This window comes from Mesorhizobium sp. CO1-1-8 (assembly GCF_020164875.1).
Classification (GTDB): domain Bacteria; phylum Pseudomonadota; class Alphaproteobacteria; order Rhizobiales; family Rhizobiaceae; genus Mesorhizobium.
Genome location: NZ_JAIUGZ010000026.1, coordinates 25,798 through 42,297, shown reverse-complemented (window position 1 = coordinate 42,297; position 16,500 = coordinate 25,798). Strand labels below are relative to the sequence as shown.

Annotated in this window: 14 protein-coding genes; 11 read left to right on the top strand and 3 right to left on the bottom strand. The window is 62.8% G+C overall.

Features of this window, described 5'->3' with window-relative positions; translation table 11 throughout:
• Position 1: 1 nt before the first annotated feature.
• Genes tssJ through LB558_RS31215 form a run of 10 tightly spaced genes read left to right on the top strand, consistent with a single transcriptional unit; the run spans position 2 to position 11,146 of the window.
• Positions 2-454, top strand: coding sequence for a type VI secretion system lipoprotein TssJ (gene tssJ, locus LB558_RS31260; RefSeq protein ID WP_224701036.1), 453 nt, complete (start codon positions 2-4; stop codon positions 452-454).
• 40 nt (positions 455-494) lie between these two features.
• A complete protein-coding gene (tssK, locus tag LB558_RS31255) occupies positions 495-1,829 on the top strand; it encodes a type VI secretion system baseplate subunit TssK (protein ID WP_224701034.1) in 1,335 nt (444 codons plus the stop codon).
• 4 nt (positions 1,830-1,833) lie between these two features.
• Entirely contained in the window at positions 1,834-3,156 is a 1,323-nt protein-coding gene (gene icmH, locus LB558_RS31250) for a type IVB secretion system protein IcmH/DotU (RefSeq protein ID WP_224701033.1), read from the top strand.
• A gap of 1 nt (position 3,157) precedes the next feature.
• Positions 3,158-6,694: a type VI secretion system membrane subunit TssM gene (tssM, locus tag LB558_RS31245; RefSeq protein ID WP_224701031.1), complete on the top strand. Its 3,537-nt coding sequence runs from the start codon at positions 3,158-3,160 to the stop codon at positions 6,692-6,694.
• Positions 6,676-7,221 carry a type VI secretion system-associated protein TagF gene (tagF, locus tag LB558_RS31240; RefSeq protein ID WP_224701029.1) on the top strand — a complete coding sequence of 182 codons (546 nt, stop codon included), beginning with the start codon at positions 6,676-6,678 and terminating at the stop codon, positions 7,219-7,221. The genes tssM and tagF overlap by 19 nt, the downstream gene beginning before the upstream one ends.
• Entirely contained in the window at positions 7,218-8,039 is an 822-nt protein-coding gene (locus LB558_RS31235) for a DUF4150 domain-containing protein (RefSeq protein ID WP_224701027.1), read from the top strand. The genes tagF and LB558_RS31235 overlap by 4 nt, the downstream gene beginning before the upstream one ends.
• Positions 8,040-8,041: 2 nt before the next feature.
• Positions 8,042-8,524, top strand: coding sequence for a hypothetical protein (locus tag LB558_RS31230; protein WP_224701025.1), 483 nt, complete (start codon positions 8,042-8,044; stop codon positions 8,522-8,524).
• Positions 8,517-9,014, top strand: a complete 498-nt coding sequence (locus LB558_RS31225; protein ID WP_224701023.1) for a hypothetical protein — start codon at positions 8,517-8,519, stop codon at positions 9,012-9,014. Before LB558_RS31230 ends, LB558_RS31225 begins: the two co-directional genes overlap by 8 nt.
• A gap of 3 nt (positions 9,015-9,017) precedes the next feature.
• Positions 9,018-10,106, top strand: coding sequence for a DUF2169 domain-containing protein (locus LB558_RS31220; RefSeq protein WP_224701021.1), 1,089 nt, complete (start codon positions 9,018-9,020; stop codon positions 10,104-10,106).
• 32 nt (positions 10,107-10,138) lie between these two features.
• Complete coding sequence (locus LB558_RS31215; protein ID WP_224701019.1) at positions 10,139-11,146, top strand: hypothetical protein; 1,008 nt, start codon at positions 10,139-10,141, stop codon at positions 11,144-11,146.
• A gap of 3 nt (positions 11,147-11,149) precedes the next feature.
• On the opposite strand, the gene LB558_RS31210 is transcribed toward LB558_RS31215, so the two are convergent.
• The 3 genes from LB558_RS31210 to tssI are packed head-to-tail and all read right to left on the bottom strand — an operon-like array spanning position 11,150 to position 15,081.
• Positions 11,150-12,313: a hypothetical protein gene (locus tag LB558_RS31210; RefSeq protein ID WP_224701018.1), complete on the bottom strand. Its 1,164-nt coding sequence runs from the start codon at positions 12,311-12,313 to the stop codon at positions 11,150-11,152.
• 10 nt (positions 12,314-12,323) lie between these two features.
• Complete coding sequence (locus LB558_RS31205; RefSeq protein WP_263495470.1) at positions 12,324-12,746, bottom strand: DUF6484 domain-containing protein; 423 nt, start codon at positions 12,744-12,746, stop codon at positions 12,324-12,326.
• 10 nt (positions 12,747-12,756) lie between these two features.
• Complete coding sequence (gene tssI / locus LB558_RS31200) at positions 12,757-15,081, bottom strand: type VI secretion system tip protein TssI/VgrG (RefSeq protein ID WP_224701016.1); 2,325 nt, start codon at positions 15,079-15,081, stop codon at positions 12,757-12,759.
• Between the two features lie 241 nt (positions 15,082-15,322).
• Here tssI and tagH point away from each other — a divergent pair, with 241 nt between their 5' ends.
• Positions 15,323-16,375 (top strand): type VI secretion system-associated FHA domain protein TagH, encoded by a 1,053-nt coding sequence (gene tagH, locus LB558_RS31195; protein WP_224701014.1) that lies wholly within the window; start codon positions 15,323-15,325, stop codon positions 16,373-16,375.
• The last annotated feature ends 125 nt before the right edge of the window (positions 16,376-16,500 follow it).

The following is a 16,500-nucleotide window of genomic DNA, read 5'->3' as shown; positions in this document are numbered from 1 at the left end:
CATGATTGATCGACGTCAATTCGTTGTTACCATGGGCGCGACTGGACTGCTTGCGGCTTGCCAGAGCGGTCCGCCGAAACCTTCGGTGATCACCGTCAACGTGTCCGGCGGGGCCGGCATGAACCCAGGACCAGGCGGTGGCGACCGGCCGGTGACAGTTCTCGTCATGCGGCTCCGCAGCACTGGCAAATTCAATTCCGCCGACTACTTTGCCCTGCAGGGCGATGCCGGCTCGGCGCTGGCAGGCGATCTCATCGGATCCGACCAGATCGCCGTCGGGCCGGGGAAATCCGCGTCCAAGACCATCACCGTCGAACCGGACGCGGCGGCGCTGGGCTTCGTTGCGCTGATCCGTGAGCCGACCGGCAGGAACTGGCGCACGACCAAGTCGGTGTCATCGGGATCAAAATTCACGATCAATGTCACGCTTGGCAGCGGCGGTATTTCCGCCTAGCGGCCAGGGCAAGGGGAAGCTCGATGCAGAGAGTAGCGGCATGAGCGATACAAACAGGGTGCTGTGGTCCGAAGGGCTTTTCCTGCGGACCCAGCATTTCCAGCAGCAGGATCGCTTTTTCGAGGCGACGGTGCGCGGCGCGTTGCAAGCCGGCCAGTTGCATACGTTCGGCTTTCAACAACTGACGCTGGACCAGGCGTTGCTCGATGCCGGACAGATCGCCATCCTGTCGGCTCGCGGCATCTTCCCGGATGGGACACCCTTCGCCATTCCAGAGATGATGGACGCACCGCGACCGTTGCCGGTCACCCCGGATACAGGCGCCGGATCGGTGCTGGTCGCCTTGCCGCTCGAGCCGCCCGGCGGTGTCGGCTTCGATCCCGCACACGCCGCCGCCTCGGGAGCGCGCTACCATGGGCGGATCGTTTCGGTGCGCGACGCCGTCCAGGGCGGTTCGGATCCTGAAGAAATCGAAATCGCCCGGCCGCAGGCGCTGCTGCTGGCACCCGGCAAATCGGTTGGCGGCTACACCGCCTTGCCGATCGCCGACCTCAAGGGGGTTCGAGCCGATGGCGGCGTCTCGCTGGACGAGACCTTCCTGCCGCCGACACTGGTGACAGGCGCGGTCGCCTGGTATCGGCAATTGCTGCAGGAAGTCGTCACGGGACTAGACCAGATCGCCGAGGCGCATGGCAAGATGGTGATGGGCGGACCGGGGCGCAGCGTCGAAGACCTGCTGATGCTCAACCTCGCCAATGCCGCACGGCCGCGGCTAGCCCACATGCTGGCGCAGGACGTCTTCCATCCGGCCGAGCTCTACCTGGAACTTGCCGGGCTAGCCGGTTCGATGGCGACCTATGGCTCGAGCGCGCGGCGCCTGGGTGAGTTGCCCGCGTATGATCACATGGCCCCAGGCCCAGCCTACATGGCGCTGGCGGATGCGCTGCGCTCGCTCATCCTCAGCCTGCGATACATCGAGCCGAAATCGCGGGCGCTGCCGGTCATGCGGCATTCGACCAATGTCTGGAAAATCCGCATCGACAACCCGAAGCTGCTGGTCGCCAGCCGCATCGTCATCCGGGTTGGTTCGGAGCTGTCGGAAGACGCGCTGCGCAAGATTTTCGTCAACCAGGCGACCGTCGGCTCGGCCGACCAGTTCGAGGGCCTGTGGAAATCGCGTCTGCCCGGCATTCCGCTGAAACCACTTCATTCCCAGCCGCGCGAAATCCCTTACGATGGCGATCGGCTGTGCCTCGAGCTGGACCAGAAAAGCGAGCACTGGGCGTCGCTGCTCGATGCCCCCGGCTTCGTGATCGGCGTTTCGGGCGTGTTGCCGAGCGAGCCGCAGGTGGACTGCTATTCGGTGAACAGGTGAGATGATGAGCCGCGATGATCCTTTCGGACTGTCGGAGGATCGCGAACGCACCCGCATAAGGCTGACCGGCGCGCCGATGCCGCGGCCGATGGCGCCGCTGTTGACGGGCGCGGCGGTCAAGCGGTCTCGAACCCACCCGAACGCGCTCGTCAACGCTTTCGCGCCCTTGCTGGAATTCGCGCCCGAGCTTGAAAGCGCACTGGCGCCGGAGAACCCGGAGGCGTTGCGCACGCGATTGCTCGAAGAACTGATTCGGGCACGCGACACGGCAATGGCGACCGTATCCTCGCTCGATCGGGCCGACCAGGCGGCCTGGGTGGTGGCGGCGTTGCTCGACGATCTCGCTTTGAACACGCCATGGGGCGGGGCCAGCGCCTGGCCGCGGCATCCGCTCGTGGTGATGCTGCGCGGCGACGTCGATGCCGGCACGCAGTTCTTCACGCGTCTCGACGAACTTGAGCGCCATCCCAACCGTGACCGCGAATTGCTGGAGCTGCAGTATAATTGCATGGCGCTCGGCTTCCGCGGCAAATATCGCGTGCCCGGCCGCTCAGGCGACCGCTCGCTCAATGCGGTTCGCGCGGCGGCGGCACGCTTCCTGCGCGACGCCGACGCCGAAGGCGCGCCGCTGTCGCCAAACTGGAAGGGCGTGATCGCATCCGACGAGCCGCAACGCTTCATCGTACCGATCTGGGTCATGGCGCTCGGCGCGGCGGTCGTCGCCACGGCCATCCATATCGGGCTGTCGATGGGACTGAGCAGCCAGGCGGTCGAACTATCAGCCCTTGTGCGCGCATTGCCGCCGCCTGAACGCGGGAGCATCACCCGGACCTCGCCCAAGGTCGACGCCCCGCCGCCGGAGAAAGTGGATTTTGCCCTGTTGCCGGAATTCCAGGCCGGAGCGCCGGCCGATCTCAAATCCGCCCTCACCGGCACCGAGAGCGTTTCGCTGGCCAAGCTGATCATCCAGGCCTCCAACCCCGAACTGTTCCAGTCGTCGCGGCCACAACTGACCGAAGGCTTCGAGCCCCTGATCGGCTCGATCGCCAAGGTGATCCTCGCCAATCTGGAGCTGATCGGGAACATCACGGTCATCGGTCATACGGACAGCGTTCCTCTACAGAAGACCAATCCGCTGTCGACCAACCAGCGACTGTCGGAGGCTCGAGCCCAGACGATCGCCGACATGCTGGTCCAGAATGGAGTGCCACGGGACCGCGTCCATTCCGAGGGCCGTGCCGCCACGGACCCGGTTGCCAGTGACAGCACGCGCCAGGGGCGAGCCTTGAACCGCCGCGTCGAGGTGCTTGTCGAAAAGAGGCTGTGAGATGTTGATCCTGCGCTTCCTCTGGGCGGTTCTGACATCGCGCTGGCTGTGGACGCTGATCGGCATCACGCTGCTTTCTCTGGTCATCTGGGTGTTCGGCCCGATCGTCAGGGTCGGTCCCTATGAACCATTCGCCTCCGAAAATGTGCGCATCGTCATCATGGCGCTGCTGGTCATCTTCTGGCTGATCTGGCTGATCGTCGCCCAGCGCCGGGCGATCCGCGCCAACCGCCTGTTCGTCGCCGAGATCGCCGCGCCCGCGGTGGAAAAGCCGCTGAGCCCCGGCGAAGAGAACGTCGCTGCCGTGGGTGCCAAGTTCACCGAGGTGATGGCCGAACTGAAGCGCCGCAAGTTGGGCGGACGTAAGTTTCTGCGCGAGATGCCATGGTATGTGATCGTCGGGCCGCCAGCCACCGGCAAGACCACGGCTCTGCGGCAGTCCGGACTGAATTTTCCGATCGACCTCACGGACGACCTGCAAGGGGTCGGTGGCACCCGCAACTGCGACTGGTTCTTTTCCGAGAACGCGGTTCTGATCGACACTGCTGGCCGCTATGTTCAGCAGGAGAGCCAGCCTGATGTGGACGCAGTGGAATGGCTGGGCTTCCTCGACCTTTTGAAGAGGCATCGCGGTCGCCGCGCGCTGAACGGCGTGATCGTCGCGCTTTCGATCGACGTACTTTCGGAGGGCGACGAAGCCATCAAGGCACACGGCCGCAAGATCCGACGCCGGCTGGCCGAACTCAACGACCGGCTCGAAATCCGCCTTCCGGTCTATCTGATGCTGACCAAGGCCGATCTGATCAAGGGTTTCGAGGCCTTCTTTGGCGGGTTGTCCACCGCCTCGCGCGAGCAGGTCTGGGGAACGACCTTCGCGTTGGATGCGCGCGTGGATGCCAAGACCATCGAACGAGAAATTTCGACGCTGACCACGGAACTCGAGCGTCGGCTGGTGCCGCGCCTGGAGGATGAGGAAAAACTCGCGGCCCGTGCCGAGATCTTCCGGTTTCCCGCCCAACTCGCAAGCCTGTCCGAACCGATCCAGGTCCTGGTCGAGGCGATGTTCGGCGAAAGCCGGTATGAGGAGGCTGCATGGCTGCGCGGCCTATATCTGACATCGGCGACCCAGGAAGGGGCACCCATCGACCGGCTGACTGCGGCGCTCTCGTCGTCCTTCGGTCTTCCGGCACGGCGGGCCCTGGCCACACCAAGGGTGGAGAAACGCAGCTTCTTCCTGAAGAACCTGCTCACCGACGTCATATTCAGGGAAGCAGGCCTGGGTACATTCGACCCGCTGGCGCAACGCCGCCGGGCCTGGATGTGGCGTGGCGCGGCGGCCGCATGTGCTGCGACGGCCTTGCTGGCCAGCGGGCTGTTCACCTGGTCCTATTTCGACAACCGCAACGCGATCTCGGCCCAGGCAAGCCAGTTCGAGGCACTGCAAACGCCGCTGACCTCGACTGCCGCAAACCCGGGATCGGTGCAGCAGCCTGCCATCGACAACGCGCTCGAGGCGATGGACGCGGTCGCAAATGCCCGGACAGTACCGCCGGGCGCAGTCCAGGATCTGCTGGGACCATCGGCCTCGGCGGAACTGGTGCGGGCTCAGACCGACACCTACGATCACGCCCTGCGCAACGTGCTTGAGCCGCACATGGTAGCCCTTCTCGAGGCCACCATGTGGCGGCAGATCCGCGATCCGGATTTCATGCTCGGCGCTCTCAAGACCTACCGCATGATGACGGGTCTGTCGCAGATGGATCCCGACTACGCCCAGAACTGGTGGGTGAACAGCCTGCCCGAATTCGCGGCCGCGGCACCATTTCCAACCGCCGACGCCGAAGAGCATCAGCTTGCCGCCATCCGCCGGATGACGGTCGACGAAAGTTATATCGAGCCCGACCAGGCCCTGGTTGCCGAAGCGCTGAAAACAGTGTGCACGATTTCGTTGCCGGCGCGTGCCTACAAGCAGTTGCTGGCCGATCCGGCGGTGGCGGGGCTCAAGGAATGGATCCCGGCGAATTTCGGTGGTCCCAACGGCGCCAAGGTTTTTGCGCGTCGCTCCGACAAGACGCTTCGCGTCGGCATTTCCGGAGCATTCACCTATTCCGGCTTCCACGACGCCATTCTTGACCGGATCGAGGACGTGGCAGCACAAGCGGCGCTGGATCGGGTGGTCTTCGCCGGGGGCTGCTCCGAGAACTCCGAAACGTCGGTGTCGGCACTGTCCGAGGACATCCTGAAGCTCTATTACGATGACTATATCGCGCAGTGGGACAGCTTCCTGCGCGATATGAGGCTAGCGCCGTTGAGCGACCTCAATGTCGCCAGCGAGAATCTGAAGGATCTTTCCAGCGCCGATTCAGCACTGAAACGCCTGCTCACGGCGGTCGTTCGGGAGACCGAGCTTACCCGGTCCGATGAAGCGCCATCCGACGACAAGGCGGCGGCCAAGGGCGGCTCGAAACTGCTCGGCAAACTCGGCAAGCTCGGCAAGATCGTCAAAACGGGGGCAAAGCTGCTTCCACGCGCGGGCTCTGCTGACGAGGTGGATCTTACAGGCAACCTGGTGGCGGAACACTTCAAGCCGCTCAAAGGTGCTATTGCCGAGGTCGACGGCCAGCCGCCAGCACTCGACGCCGCAGTGGTGGCTCTGACGGCGCTGTCCAACGTGTTGCAGACTGTCACAGCCAATCCCGATCCCCAGGATGCCATCAAGAAGCAAGGCGGCCTTGCCGAACTGACGGGTGCGGTCGCCAGGCAAGCGCAAATTCTGCCGGACCCGATCAACGCCTGGCTCGGCGGAATTGCCGGCGACACCAGCAATTTGACGCAGAAGGCGGTCACTTCGGAGCTCAACGCCATCTGGCGGGCGGACATACTGCCTTTCTGCCAGGCCGCGCTGAACGACCGCTATCCATTCAGTCCGGAAAGCGCGGTGGACGTTAATGTCCGCGACTTCGCCCGCCTGTTCGGACCGGCCGGGCTGATCGACGGTTTCGTCAATGACCATTTGATCAGCTATGTAGACACTGCTAGCCAGCCGTGGAAATGGCGTGCCGACTTTGGCCTCGACCCTTCGGCGCTGGCAGCGTTCGAGCAGGCCAGGCGGATACGCGACGACCTCTTTCCCGGTGGTACCGGACCGGTGATGAGCTTCACGCTCGAACCGAAGGACCTGTCCCCGAACGTCACGCGTGTGACGCTCAATCTCGATGGCCAGACGCTCGTTTACTTCAACAACGCGACGCGGCCGCAACCGATGACTTGGCCCGGCAAGGACGGCACCGGGGTCATCTCGCTCGCCTTCCAGCCCATTGATGGCTCACCTGAAATCATGCTCAACGAGACCGGCAGCTGGGCGTGGCTGAGGATGCTGCGCAGCGGCCGATTCACCGGAACCTCGCTGTCCGATGTCTACAGCCTGCGCCTGGGGACGAAAGGCATGTACGCCGATTTCGAGCTGAAGGCCGCCAGCGTCGAAAACCCCTACAACCTCCAGATGTTCAAGAAATTCTCATGTCCGCCGCAGATATAAGCACCGGCTTCTTCGGCAAGATACCGGCGACGGGGGATTTCGTCGCCGCCAATCTGCCGCGGACGTTTATCGACCGCTGGGACCGCTGGATGTCGATGGAATTGCGCGCGCGGCCCGATGAGGGCGAGCTCGATCCGCGGGCCTGGCGTTTCATTGTCCAGGCCGGCATTTTTGGCGAGCAGCCCTGCGCCGGCGTCTGGCGGATGAGCGAGGACCGCGTCGGCCGGCACTATCCCTTCGCAATCGTGCGGCTGGGCTCGCCGCCCGATCCTGGCGATCGGTGGTTCGATATGGTCGCGGGTTTCATCAAGGGCGCTGTCGAGGATTCCTGGCCGATGGCGCGATTGAACGAAAAGCTTGCCACGCTTGCGCCTCCAGCATCACAAAGTGAGGCGCAGCCGATCGCCTTCTGGTGTGACGACTGGGAAATCTACGAATTCAGCTTTGTCGACATCCATGATCTTGCCGCGAACGCCCTGCCGGCGATGCGGGCAGCAAGAGCCGTGACAGAGGTGTCGGAGCAATGAGCTGCACGGTCTTTGCAGAAGGCAACGGTTTCTTCCACAAAGGGAGCGGGGGCACGGGGACTGCCCCCATTGACGTTTGTCTGTCTCCGCCGCCACCGCCAACCGGGCCGGTGCCAGTACCCTATGTGAACAACATGTCGGCTGGCGATCTGACGAAGGGAAGCAAGAGCGTCAAAATCGACGGCAATCCGACCGCGTTGGAAAACGTTTCCGAGGTATCCACCAGTTCAGGCAACGAGGCCGGGACGCAGGGCGGAGGCGTCGTGACACACAAGACGAAGGGAAAGGCATCGTGCACGCTTTGGTCTTTCACGGTGAAGGTCGAGGGCAAGGGTGTGGGGCGCCACAGCGACCTTGCCATCCAGAACTGCATGTCGACGCCGCCCAACATTATCTGCACTTATGTCAAGGTCATCGAGAACCTGCAGCGGCCGGAATTCGCCACGATGCTGGCCGACGCGGGCAAGGGATGCCCGCCGGGCAAGGAAGATCCTCCGGAAACGAAGACCACGAAGCGGCAGCGGGCGCACGTACGCGGGCGCGCGGCCTGTTGGTCGTGCCAGAAATCGATCAATACAGGTTTCTTCAAGAGCAGCGGCCGTCGCTATAACCGTGGCAAACGTTGGGTTGCCGACCATCAGCCTCCGCAGTCCGTCGTTTGGAAGGAACTGGGCGGCTGCCGCAACCCGGCAATTTTCGAGAAATGGAAAAAAGACAACAAGTCCGTTCAGCCGCAATGCGCGGCATGCTCAAACACCCAAGGCGGCAGCGTCAGCACGGCAGACACGACGGCGCTGCTCACGAAGCTTGGAATATAGCGATGACATCAGGTGGCGACTTCGACCGGATTTTCGAGGAATATGTCGCGGATATGGAAGCCGCACTACCAGCTGTGGTGCAGTGGTTCGAGCGGTTGAAAGCAAGCCGGAAATACACTGCCAAGGGCTTCAATATCGATGATATCTGGCCGAGCCGGACAGGGTCACATCCCGTGATGGTCCAGATTTTCCGGAAGCATTTCCTCAGGCTTGCCATCCTCATTGAGCGCCTGGATCGCGAGGAGGAGCTGGAAGACGAGCAGGACCCTTCCGAGGAAGATTGGGGAACGGACGACGACGATTTCGGTGGCGACGAGGACGATGAGGACGAGTATGACGAGCGGGCATCGGAGCCACACCAGGTCCTGATCGAACGGCTGCGGGAGGAGCGTCCAGACCTCTACGCACATTTCCGTCAATTCATGTTCATTCCCGTCGGGCTGGAGGACTATCTCCTGGTCGAGAGAGAGGTCGGAAATGGATGACACCGATTTCATCTTGCACGATGTCGAGCGCGGATGGCGGCGGTTGCACCACGCGCCGAAGGATGTACGCGGCACGATGCCGGACTATGTCGACACGCCGGTGCACCTTGCTTGCCAGCCTGATCTTGTTCCATTGCACCAGCTCTACCTCGATGAGCTGGCGGGCATGACTGAGCAGGCCATCGAATGGTGGCGCGAAATCGTCGACAATCACGCGGAGGACGGCGAGAGCCTGCGGGATGCGGCGCGCAAGGCTTATGCCGGCTGGCCGGCCGGTCCCGCAGCGCACGAGACCGTCGTGTCGGTCGTGCGCACCTATTGGCTCGCCTGCGTTCAAGAAGCCGCCAAGCTGCCGCCGGAAGCGGCGATGCTTCCCGAGGACTTCCTGCTGGCAACACTGGACCGGGCCAGGCATAAGCGCGCCATTCTCGTGCTAACCGCCATGCCCTATTGGCCGCTTGGTCTCGACGAGAAAGGCAGTTGGTGCTGAACGATGCCGCGCGCCGTCTGGCTCGAAAACCGTACGCCTTTTGCCGGAGCGATCCATGTGCAGCCCGATGCCGAGGGTCAGGAGGTGCTGGTGGCAATGTTCTCGGCGAGCTTCGAGACCCCGAAGCAAGATAGGGAGCTTTGCCCAGCGGACGAACAAATGCCGATTGCGTTCGGCGACGTACCGTTTGGCGACCCGGTCCGTTCGTCGAATCGATACGAGGCGGACATCGCTCCGGTCAAGCCAGCCGCGGAAGTGATCGTCAACGGTACAGCCTATGCTCCAAACGGCAAACCGGTGCGTGAGATGCAAGTTGGCCTGACTGTCGGCAGCGTCCGCAAAGTGCTGAACGTTGCCGGCGACCGTATCTACGATTCCGGCAGTTACAGCCAGCCACATCCTTTCAGGACCATGCCAATCATCTACGAGCGTGCTTATGGTGGCACCACCCCAGATGGCAGGGTCGAACAACGCAATCCTGTCGGCGTGGGCTTCCATCATGCGGTTTCCGCCGATCCCGCAGTCAAGACACGGGCTCCGAACATCACCTATCCGGGCGAACCGTATCTCAGCCCCGCTGACCGGCCGAAGCCGGCCGGGTTTGGAGTGATCGGGCGTGGCTGGCAGCCAAGGATCGCCTATGCAGGCACCTATGACCAGGCATGGATCGAAACGCAATGGCCTTTGCCACCAAGTGATTTCGATCCGCGACATCACCTTTGCACGCCCGCCGACCAGCAGCTACCACGGCTTGCCGGCGGTGAAGAGGTGTCGTTGGTCGGCCTCACGCCAACGGCACGATGGAGTTTCCGCTTGCCACGGATAACCGCGCCCGTAAGGTTGATCTATGACGACAGGGTAGAAGAGCGCGCCTTCATACCTGACACAGTGATCATCGAACCGGATCTTTGGCGACTGACGCTGAAAGCACGGCTATCTTTGGTGACGCGCCGGAATGCCCCGGCGTTGCGTGAAATAATATTCGGCCATGTCACGCCAGCACTTCTGCTGGCCAGACGAAAGGGTAAGCAATATTATTCTCCGCTGGGCGGCGATGGCACGTTGCACGCCCGCGCCGTGTGGCTCCCTTGAAGCGGCCGCTCTATATAGCTGGGTCAGGAGCGGTGACGCCCGCCGGGCTTAACGCGCCACAAACGGTCGCGGCCATCAGGGCCGGTCTCTCCGCCTTCGAGGAAATGATCCTGAACGAACCGCTGGGCGCAACACAGATCGTTGCACGAATCCGGGCTCACTCGCGACTGCGGCGCACCGATGGCCAATGGCTGGTCAATATGGCCGCGCGTGCTATTGGCGAGGCGCTGCGTAGCGGAACGTGCCCATCCGACACAACCGCAATTCTGCTTGCCCCGCCTGAAAGCTTTCGCAATCATCCGGCCTATGGAGACATCGCGCCGCCAGATTTCCTGACGGCGGTGATGTCGGCGACCGGGCAGAAATTCCATGTTGCGTCACGCGCGATCGATGGCGGCGCGGCAGCAAGCATCGGCCTACTGGAACGCGCCTTGGAAATGATGGAGCAGCAAGGTGTCGGGCAGGTTCTGCTCGGTGGGGTCGACAGTCTGGTCAATGACACGGATTTCGCTCGGCTGGGGCGGGCGGGGCGCCTCAAGGGAGCAGACAACGCGCAAGGCCTGGTTCCGGGCGAGGCGGCAGCCTTTGTCCGGCTGACCCCCAAGCCGGAAGGGAAGGCACGCGTCCATGCGGCAATCCATGGCGTGGGGTTGGCCCAAGAGCAAGACAGCGTTCTCTCTGAACGTTACAGCCAAGGTCGCGCCTTGCTCGGCGCCCTGCGCGATGCGGTGAGCGGATCGGGGCCGTCCGAACCCGATATCGACTTCGTCATCAGCAACGGTAACGGCGAGCGCTATGGTGGCTGGGAGCAGTTGATCGCACGGCCGCGTTTCTACCGCACGCGCCGGGAGATCCTTCCTACTGCCTATCCTGCCATGACGATCGGCGACATAGGATCAGCCGCTGGCGCACTGGCGCTGATGCTGGCGGCCGACAGCTTGCTCAAAGACTATGCACCCGGACCAACCGCCGTATGTGAACTCGCCTCTGAGAACGGCCTGCGCGCCGCGGCGGTGATGGCCCTTATGACCCGGCTTTGAAATTCACATCCAAGCCGGGAAGCGGCGCGTGATACGCCAGTCGGCGAGTGGCGCCTCGGCAGTCGCCAGTGCGGTGCGCAATGCGTCGAGCCGCAATCGGCGCATCGATCTGAAAGGCCGGTGATCGCGTCCGCCCCGCCCCTCGTTCCACCATGCCTCGACTCGGTCCGCCACCGGCAGCGAACTGTCGTCCAGATGCGCGAAGTCCTTGCCGATGACAGCCGGGTCGACGACAAAAAGATCGGTGTCGCCGAAATCGACCTCGAAAAGGTCGCGCAGGGCAGCACCGGCAGCACCGGCAAACTCCGGTTCACGCATTTTCTCAATCAGCCAGGGCATCACCGCACGGTCGCCGAACAGGCCGACCGAGGCTATAGCGACGCCGCGAAGCGCGGGCTGTTCCAGATGCTTCTGCAGCCAGCCCTTGCCGGGCTCCGTCGCGGAGGTCAGCAAGCGTATCTCGGTCGCTGCCTCGGCAAGTCCTGGTTGCGTCAGTACGATCTTGTCAACCACATGGTGCGCGGATCGCGTCTCGCCAAGCAGACAAGTTGTAAGCGCCGCGTTCAAACGCTCCTTGGGTGTCTCGCCGTCAAGGCCGGCCATGGCAGCGGGCAGAAGGTCACGTCGCTTGAGCGCGCCGGCGAGCCTGACGGCGCGGCTGCGCACCCTTGCATCGGTATGGTTCGCCAGATCATGAAGACGCGGCCCCGGATCGACGCGATGGTGCCAGAGCGCCGAGAGCCCAAGGCAGCGCCGCAGCGCATCGCGCGTATCCAGCCACTTCGCTATCAACGGCCGCAGGTTTTCACGCGGCGTACGCGCGATCGCGGCGGAAAGGCTTGACAGGCCGACCTCGCCGAGGCCCGCCGCAGCGTCGATCGCGACTGCTACCAGGTCGGCGTCTCCCCAGCGCAATGCCAGCGTGCCAAGCACGAAAACCTCACCCGGCTCGGCATAGTCCGTGAACCTGGCCTGAGCAGCTTCCCAGCCGGCCTTGCCGGCAGCCATGAGCCCTTCGATGTTCGCGTCGAGACGCTGATCCATGCGGCCGATATCGGTGTCGTCGAGGATAGGACCGTCAATCTCCCTGCAGCGGCGAAGCCAGAGGAAAGCGGCATCTTCGGCATGCTGATCCACGATGGCAGCGATGGTCGCGACGCTATGCATCGGCAGCGCCTCAGTTGAGATGCACGGCCCCGCCGCGAATGCGATTGGTGCCGCTGGCCTGGCTCGTCAACTGGGTGCCGCGGATGGTCACGCGGCCATTCTTCTCCAGGATGATCGAAGCCTGCCCGCAGCGCAGCTCTATGCGCTCCTTCCCGGTAATGACGACACGGTCGCCTTCGCGAGCGACTTGCAGTCCCGTGCTCTTGTGCGCTGGATCGACGATGCGTCCCACGACCAGCGGTCGCGCCGGATCGCCATCCTCGAACAGAAGGGCCAGTTCGGAACCGATCGCCGAAACGTCCAGTTCGGCCAGGCTACGGGCTGCGATCGCCGTCTCGCGCGGATTGCCCACAAAGACAACAAGCGGCGCCCCGCCTTCGAAGCCGATCAACAGGCCGATCACGACGCCATCGATACGATCCAGCACTTCCATGATGACGCCCTCAATTGTTGTTGATGGTGCTTCCCTTGACGATCACATCGCCATCGGCCTTGACGGTGATCTTGCCGCTGCCCTTGAGCGTTATGTTCTTGCCGTCGGCGACAATGGTCCCGTCCTTTTTCATGAGGATCGACGCCGAGCCGCACTTGAGCGTGATCGAGTCGCCCGCCTCGATCACCAGGTTCTTGCCGACCTTGATCGAGCTGTCGTCCGCGATTTGAATGCCGCTGCCCTTGCCGACCTTGAGCGCGTGCGCGCCTCCGACATCGGTTGCGTCGTCAGCGCCGATCTTTGCCGACCTGGCCTTGCCAATCTGCGACGACTGCGCGCCGCCAATGGCGAAACTCTGGTCCGCCCCGACTTTCACGCTTTGCGCGGCGGCGATTGTCCAGCTGTCTGCCGCTCCGATCGTGTGAGTCTGTCCGGCCCCCACCGTCATCGAGCGTGATGCGCCGATCTCATTCGTCTGGACGGCGCCAACGCTTCGGGTTTCAGCCGCGCCCACTGAATCCACCCGCGCCGCACCCACGGTGATCGTCTGGATCAACCCGACGGTCTGCGTGTGATTGGATCCGACCGTCTCCGTCGAGTTCGATCCGATATTGATCGTCTCGTTCGATCCCACCGTCAACGAGCGATTGACGCCCACCGTCTCGGTGTCGTTGTTGCCGATATTGGTGGTCTGATCGACGCCGACCTTGACCGTCTTGTTGTTGCCGACGTCCTCGTCGAGGTTGTGGCCGACGGAATGCTTGGCGTCGTGGTCGATGCGGTCCGACTGATCGTGCTGCACCAGCTTGGTGCGGTCATGCTTGATCAGAAGGTTGTGGTCCTTCTGTGCCTGCAAATTGACCAGTTCGGAGCCGGCCTTGTCCTCGAACATCAGCTCGTTGTAACCACCGCCGCCTTTGGAAGAGTTGGATTTCCAGCCCGATTGCGTTGCGTTGCCGGGCAGGCCGTAGGGCGGCATCTGCGAGGCATTGTAGACCCTGCCGGTGATGATCGGCAGGTCGGGATCGCCTTCGAGGAAGTCGACGATCACCTCCTGGCCAATGCGCGGTATCTGGATGAAGCCCCACCCGCTGCCGGCCCAGGTCTGCGAAACACGGACGAAGCAGGAACTGTCTTCGTTCTTCTTGCCCAGGCGGTCCCAGTGGAACTGCACCTTCACCCGGGCATATTTGTCGGTGAATATCTCCTCGCCGGAAGGGCCGACCACCGTTGCCGTCTGCGGCCCGCGCATGATCGGCCGCGTCGTGATCCGCGGCGGACGATAGGGCAAGGCAGTCGGTGCGACACCCAGAACGACCTTGAAATTCTCGCTGTGGGCCTCGTTCTGGGTCCTGTAGCCCGGATCGAACAACCTGTATTCGGCGCTGACCACCAGATACTCCTGGTTCTGGTCATCGCGCGGAAAGCTTTCCAGCTTGAAGGTACAGCCGGAATGGAGGCCGCGCACAGTGCCGACCGCCGTGATGCGCTGGTGAACGGCCTGGAGTTCCTCGCGCCGGACACCGGCCAGGGTGTCGCCGCGCCCAACGTCAAGATGCGCCCCAGGCTGGCGATAATTCTCGCCGGAGGCTTCCTTGTGGCTGAACGGTTGGGCCGACTTCGCCATCAGATCGGCGCCAGGTTTCTGGAAATCATAGTCGGTATGGGCATAGGCCCCCGGCCGCACCGAACTGCCCGGAATCCATTCGGTGATGTATTCGACGTCGCGCCGCGAGCCCTGTCCCTCGAAATTATAGGGTATCTTCTCGTAGCCCGGCGCCGGCTTAAGCTTGCTCATCGCGTCGCACAGCACGAGCGTGTGCTTGCCCTGGTCATGTTCGAAGAAATAGAAGATGCCTTCGTGCTCGAGCAGGCGCTGCACGAAATCCAGATCGCTCTCGTCGTACTGCACGCAATATTCGCGCGAGGGGTACGACCCTTGCAGCCGCTTTTCGAATTGCGCCGTACCGTATTTCGAGAAGATCTTTTCGACGATCTCGACGGCGGTCATGTTTTGAAAGATCCGGCAATCGGTCGAATTGCCGAGGAACCAGAGCCACGGCCTGACGACCGCTTCGTAGTAGGCCAGCCGGTCCTCGATGCGGGTCAGGCGAAATTCGGACACCAAGCCGCTGAACCACCGTTTCGGATCGGATTCGCCTTCGACCGAAACCATGCCACCCAGCATCTTCAACGGATCGATCTCGGAACTGGGCCCGACGAACCCGACCGTATAGGCAAAGCAGCGGCTGATCTCGTCGCGCCCGACAAGATGCGTGAAGGTCAGCTCGGCGCCGACCGGTGTCTGCACAACCGTGGCACGTTCGTTCGGCATGGGTCGTGCCCCTCCTGGACGCGGCCGCCGGCGCGGTGGATTTGAAGCTCCCGCCCCAGGAACTTTTTCGACCCGCCGCACCAGGCCATGTTGAGCCTACCACATGTTGTCTCGCCGACCAAAGAGACGCATGGCGGAAAACCTTACCCTGTTGGTACATCGCCTCGAAACGCTGCTGTCCTGTTGTATGTGCAAACTGCTAGAATGTGGAATATCGGTCAGTGTTCGGCGGCGATCCTGGATGTACATCAGTCTGCAAATCAACAATGTCGACGCCTTGCCTCAGGGCGTCTCGACCGGCTACGCGGCGCGGGATCGCAGCTTCGAGATCGGACGCGATGCTTGCGACTGGACCTTGTCGGACCCTGACAAGTTCATCTCGAGCCGGCATTGCGAGGTCCGCTACGAGGCAGGTGCGTTCTGGCTGCACGATGTCTCGCGCAACGGAACCTACATCAACGGATCGAACCAGCGCATGACCGGCCCGCATCGGCTGGCCAACGGCGACCGGATGCTCATCGGCCGCTATGTCGTCTTCGTGTCTATCGATGAGGAGCGCGCTGCGACCGGTCACCCCAGCCACGGTTCGACGCAGCGCGAAATGCCGGTCGCGGCAGGCCGCTCGCTGGAATTCGGAGATGGGCCGTTTTTCGATCCCGCGGAGCAACGGTCCGGGCAGCGCGTTGCGGCGTCGACGTTCCCGTCGCAACCGCCCCTACCTTCGACCAGGGATGAAGTGCTGAGGGAAATCGCGATCGGAGCCGGCATTTCGCCGGAATTGCTGCAATCGCGCGACCCGCATGAAGTTGCCACCGAAATCGGTGCGGTGCTGCGAATGGTGGTCGAGGAACTGACCTTGCTGCTGAAGGCACGCGCGGCGGCGAAGATGCTGGCCAAGAGCACACAGCGAACGATGATCAGTGCCGCCGACAACAATCCGCTGAAGTTCGTTCCGGGAACCGACGACATCCTCGAAATCATGTTCGCACGGCGCCGAGCCGGCTATCTCGATGCCAGGCGTAGCATCGAGGATGCGTTCCGCGATCTCAAGACGCACGAATTCGCCACCTATGCCGCCATGCAGGCCGCGCTGTCGCGGCTGCTTGACGACCTGTCTCCGGAAGCGATCGGAAGAAAGCTTCCGCCGGCGTCGTTCTCGTCGAAAAAGAGCCAGGCCTGGGACGCTTTTGTCGCGACCTGGCGAACCATGGAGGAAGCACACGAGAACGGCATGTTGGACATATTCCTGGCCTATTTCAGCGAAGCCTATGCCAAGGCCGACAAGCAGATATAGGCGCTTCGGGAGCCGTGGCGCTGCCGCCGACGAAGACAACCTCTTCGGTGCGCAGCATCCGGTTCCAATCGAGAGTTTCTGAGATTACGATCGCATACGACAATTCGCTAAGCGGGTAAGGCTGA

Bases quoted from the DNA above. Each gene is read 5' to 3' on its own strand.
- LB558_RS31225 (WP_224701023.1), top strand. From the start codon at position 8,517: ATGGATGACACCGATTTCATCTTGCACGATGTCGAGCGCGGATGGCGG.
- tagF (WP_224701029.1), top strand. From the start codon at position 6,676: ATGTCCGCCGCAGATATAAGCACCGGCTTCTTCGGCAAGATACCGGCG.
- icmH (WP_224701033.1), top strand. From the start codon at position 1,834: ATGAGCCGCGATGATCCTTTCGGACTGTCGGAGGATCGCGAACGCACC.
- LB558_RS31230 (WP_224701025.1), top strand. From the start codon at position 8,042: ATGACATCAGGTGGCGACTTCGACCGGATTTTCGAGGAATATGTCGCG.
- tssK (WP_224701034.1), top strand. From the start codon at position 495: ATGAGCGATACAAACAGGGTGCTGTGGTCCGAAGGGCTTTTCCTGCGG.
- LB558_RS31235 (WP_224701027.1), top strand. From the start codon at position 7,218: ATGAGCTGCACGGTCTTTGCAGAAGGCAACGGTTTCTTCCACAAAGGG.
- tssI (WP_224701016.1), bottom strand. From the start codon at position 15,081: ATGCCGAACGAACGTGCCACGGTTGTGCAGACACCGGTCGGCGCCGAG.
- LB558_RS31205 (WP_263495470.1), bottom strand. From the start codon at position 12,746: ATGGAAGTGCTGGATCGTATCGATGGCGTCGTGATCGGCCTGTTGATC.
- tssJ (WP_224701036.1), top strand. From the start codon at position 2: ATGATTGATCGACGTCAATTCGTTGTTACCATGGGCGCGACTGGACTG.
- tagH (WP_224701014.1), top strand. From the start codon at position 15,323: ATGTACATCAGTCTGCAAATCAACAATGTCGACGCCTTGCCTCAGGGC.
- tssM (WP_224701031.1), top strand. From the start codon at position 3,158: ATGTTGATCCTGCGCTTCCTCTGGGCGGTTCTGACATCGCGCTGGCTG.
- LB558_RS31210 (WP_224701018.1), bottom strand. From the start codon at position 12,313: ATGCATAGCGTCGCGACCATCGCTGCCATCGTGGATCAGCATGCCGAA.
- LB558_RS31220 (WP_224701021.1), top strand. From the start codon at position 9,018: ATGCCGCGCGCCGTCTGGCTCGAAAACCGTACGCCTTTTGCCGGAGCG.